At 69.0% G+C, this 4053-nt stretch carries 3 protein-coding genes and 1 pseudogene; 2 read left to right on the top strand and 2 right to left on the bottom strand.

Annotated elements, in window-relative coordinates; translation table 11 throughout:
* Positions 1 to 131: 131 nt before the first annotated feature.
* A complete protein-coding gene (locus GJV64_RS12130) occupies positions 132 to 866 on the bottom strand; it encodes an ABC transporter ATP-binding protein (protein ID WP_164157466.1) in 735 nt (244 codons plus the stop codon).
* A gap of 132 nt (positions 867 to 998) precedes the next feature.
* Between GJV64_RS12130 and GJV64_RS12125 the strand changes: the two genes are divergently transcribed.
* Positions 999 to 2255 carry a parallel beta-helix domain-containing protein gene (locus GJV64_RS12125; RefSeq protein ID WP_235927733.1) on the top strand — a complete coding sequence of 419 codons (1257 nt, stop codon included), beginning with the start codon at positions 999 to 1001 and terminating at the stop codon, positions 2253 to 2255.
* Positions 2252 to 3301: an SO2930 family diheme c-type cytochrome gene (locus GJV64_RS12120; RefSeq protein WP_235927732.1), complete on the top strand. Its 1050-nt coding sequence runs from the start codon at positions 2252 to 2254 to the stop codon at positions 3299 to 3301. The genes GJV64_RS12125 and GJV64_RS12120 overlap by 4 nt, the downstream gene beginning before the upstream one ends.
* On the opposite strand, the pseudogene GJV64_RS12115 reads toward GJV64_RS12120, so the two are convergent.
* Positions 3298 to 4053 (bottom strand): annotated as a pseudogene (locus GJV64_RS12115) (MFS transporter); the annotation flags it as partial. The gene GJV64_RS12120 and the pseudogene GJV64_RS12115 overlap by 4 nt on opposite strands.

Here is a 4053-nt window from a genome sequence, read left to right as displayed (position 1 = left end):
CACATCGTGCCACAGTAACCACATGAGGCTGCCCGGCGGCAGGAGCGCCGGCACCAGCGGCGCCAAGGCGGGCGAAGCTGCCGGCGGCGGCACTGTCGCTGTGACCGCCGCTACGACCGGGGGGGCGCTGCTCAAGCCGCCAGCTCCAGGAACAGCTGCTCCAGCGTGGTGCCTTCGGCGCGCCCGGCCGCCAGTTCGGCCATTGAGCCTTCCACCAGCAGGCGCCCCGACCGGATGATGCCGATGCGCTGGGCCATGCGTTCGGCGACTTCGAGGATATGCGTCGTCAGGATCACGGTGCCGCCGGCGGCAACGCGCTCCTGCAGCATGTCCTTCACCAGCCGGGCCGCAGCGGCATCAAGCCCGGTCAGCGGTTCATCGAGGATCAGCAGGCGCGGTTCGTGGATGAGGGCGCCGGCCAGCGCCACCTTCTGCTTCATGCCGCGCGAAAAGCCCTCGCAGCGCACGTCGCGGCGATCCCACAGGCCAAGCCGGCCGAGCAGCGTCTCGGCGCGCTCCGCCGCCAGATCGGCCGGCAGCCGCCACAGGCCGGCGATGAAGGCCAGATATTCCGATGGTGTCAGCTTGTCATAGAGCAGCGGTTCGTCGGGCAGCCAGGCCAGCATCTGCTTGGCGGCAATCGGCTCGGCCAGCACGTCCACGCCGAACAGCGTGATGGCGCCGGCATCGGGCCGAGCCAGGCCGGCGACCATGCGCAGCGTGGTGGTCTTGCCGGCGCCGTTGGGGCCAAGCAGGGCATAGATCTGCCCCGATGGCACCTCGAGATCGAGGCGGTCGACCGCCACATGACCGCCATAGGCCTTCACGAGGCCGCGAATCTGGAGGGCAGGCAAGGTGGCGTGCATCCCTTGGCATTTAGCAAATGCGCCGGGCCGTGGCGATGAACAGGGATTAACGGCTGCCAGAATTCCGCACGGATTTTGGGGCTTGAGCCACGGGCGGTTCGCGCGGACACTCAAGAAAACAGCAGGGGACGGATGATGACGACGGCGCGGGCTTCCTGGACATTGGCACTGCTGCTGGCCGGTGCTTCCCTGTCGAGCAGCGGGGCGGCGGCGAAGATGATCCACGTTGCCGCCGGCGAGAATGCCCACGAGCGGTTGCAGACCGCCCTGATCGAGGCGCAGCCGGGCGACACCATCCACATCGCCGCCGGTCGCTATGCGTTGGCCGACGGCCTGTCGCTCGATGTCCCTGGCGTCACCATCAGGGGGGATGGCCCGGGCGCCACCATCCTCGATTTCACCGCCCAGAAGGGCGAAGGCGAAGGCCTGCTGATCACCTCCGACCAGGTGGTGGTGCGCGACATCGGCATCGAGAACCCGGCCGGCAACGGCATCAAGTCGAAGGGCAGCGACGGCATCGCGCTGGTCAACATCAGGGTGGAATGGACCGGTGGGCCGAAATCGACCAACGGCGCCTATGGCCTCTATCCAGTCTCCTCGAAGAACGTGCTGATCGATCGCAGTGTGGTGAAGGGAGCATCCGATGCCGGCATCTATGTTGGCCAGTCGCAGAACATCATCGTGCGGAACAGCCGCGCCGAAATGAACGTGGCCGGCATCGAGATCGAGAACAGCCATGATGCCGCCGTGGTGGGCAATGTCGCCACCAACAATGCCGGCGGCATCCTCGTGTTCGATCTGCCCGATCTGCCGCAGCAGGGCGGTCGCAACGTCAGGGTTTCCGGCAACCAGGTGGTGGGCAACAACCATGTGAACTTTGCCGCGCCCGGCAATATCGTGGCCGGCGTCCCTTCCGGCACCGGCATCATGGTGATGGCCAACCGCAATGTCAGCGTGTGGGGCAACCAGGTCATCGGCAACAAGGGCAATGCCGTGATGGTCGTGGCCTACACCCAGCAGTTTGCCGACAAGGCCTACAACCCGCTGCCTCAGGAGGTGGAGGTGTGGGGCAATGATTTTCGCGGCAATGGCAGCGATCCTGCCTTCAAGGGCGGCAAGGAGATTGCCGCCGCCGTGGGCGGCACGCTGCCGCCCGTGATGTGGGATGGCATCACCCGCTACACCGTGCCTGGCACGGCCGAACAGCGCACGGCCAGTGGTGGCGTGCGCAGCGACGTGGCCGGCATCAACCTGAACCTTGGAGCGCACGGCACACCGGCCACCGCCGCCCAGCCCAGCCCGCTGCCGGCCAGCCGCTTTGCCAGCCTGGCGCCGGGCGCCGACATCGGCATCAAGCTGCCCGCCGAGCTGGAGGCGCGCGCACGGTGAAGCAGGCGCTCGCGGCCCAGCTTGCCCTGTTCCTGCTGCTGGGCGCCGCGCCGGAGCCGGCGGTGCGGGGTGATCTTCTGCTGTCAACCGATGCGGCGCGGCTGGCCGATTATGGCCTGTTCGATGCCGCCGGGACCCCGGCACCGGGGGTCGAGCGCTACACGCTGAACACGCCGCTTTTCTCGGATGGTGCCGAAAAGGACCGCTATGTCTGGATGCCGCCGGGCACCAGCGCCCGCTATCGGGCCAGCGGCGCGCTGGCCTTTCCGGTGGGAACGGTGATCGTCAAGCGCTTCGCCTTCCCAGCGGATCTCAGGCAGTCGGCGCGGGATCTGCGACCCGTGGAGACCCGCCTGCTGATCCACCGCGCCAACGGCTGGGCGGCGCTGTCCTATGTCGAGGAAGATGGCGCGGCCGTGCTGAAGCGCGCCGGCAAGCGCATCGCCGTCACGGTCATCGGCCAGGATGGGAAGCCGCTGGCCATCGATTATGCCGTGCCCAACCAGAACCAGTGCAAGCAATGCCACCAGGCCGGCGAAGCGATCACCCCGATCGGCCCGACGGCCGGCAACCTCAACGGCGGGCTGGACGGTGCCGGCCCGAACCAGCTGATGCAATGGGCAGCCCGTGGCCGGCTGGCCGGGCTGCCGGCGACCGGCGTGCCGCGGCTGGCGCGATGGGATGACCGGTCGGAACCGCTCGAGCGCCGGGCACGGGCCTATCTGGCGGTCAACTGTGGCCACTGCCATGATCGCGCCGGCTTTGCCTCCAACTCCGGCCTCTATCTGAACCCGGAGGAAACAACGCCTGCGCACCTGGGGATCTTCAAGCGCCCGGTGGCGGCCGGGCGGGGATCGGGTGGACGCAACTTCTCGATCGTTCCCGGCGATCCTGACGGTTCGATCCTGCTGCACCGCATGGAAAGCCGCGAGCCGGGCATCATGATGCCGCAGTTCGGACGGTCGCTGGTGCACGAAGAGGGCGTGGCGCTGATCCGCCAATGGATCGCCAGCCTGCCGGCCAGCGGTGCCGGCGCGGGGCGCTAGGCGGCCAGCCGGGCGAGGCCGGGTAACAACAGGATGACACTGATGCCGCACAGCATCAACACCAGAGTCACCCCGGCACCGGCACCCACCGCGGCACCCACGGCCAGCACCGCCGTCACCTGGAACAGGCTGTTGAGAATATTGTTGGCCGCGATGGTGCGGGCGCGGCCGCCCGGATCGCCGGCCGTTTGCAGCACGGCATAGAGCGGCACCGAGAACACCCCACCGGCCGCTGCCAGTGCAAACAGATCGGCCGTCACCCGCCAGCCGGCCGGGCTGGCAAGCAACTGCGCTAGGTCGCGCGGCGCGCTGCCGGCGGCCGGGATTGCAAAGAACAGGTCCACCCCGGCCAGCGCCATCGCCAGCCCGGCCGCGACGCACAGCCGGGTGGAGAGCCGTCCCCGCAGCAGCCGTGCCACCGCCAGCGAACCCACAGCGATGCCGACCGAGAAGACAGCGAGGAAGAAGGTCGCCACGCCCTCGGTGCCGCCCAGCGCGTTCTTCGCCAGCGGCACGAACTGGCTGGTGTAGACGGCCCCCAGCGCCCAGAACCACGAGATGGCAAGCGTGGCCTGCCACAAGCGCGGTTGAGCCCACACCTGGCGCACGGCGGCGGCCGCGCTGGACCACGGGTTCCACGTCACCGGCAGGACGGCCGACGGCGGCGCCGGCGGGATGGCGCGCGCCGCTGCCCAGCCGATCACGGCGAGCGCGGTCGCCACCGGCCCCACCGCCGCCGTGGCAATCAGCCC

Origin of the sequence: Sandarakinorhabdus rubra (assembly GCF_010994245.1) — a bacterium.
GTDB classification, from domain to species: Bacteria; Pseudomonadota; Alphaproteobacteria; order Sphingomonadales; family Sphingomonadaceae; genus Sandarakinorhabdus; species Sandarakinorhabdus rubra.
This window is presented reverse-complemented; position numbering and strand designations above follow the sequence as displayed.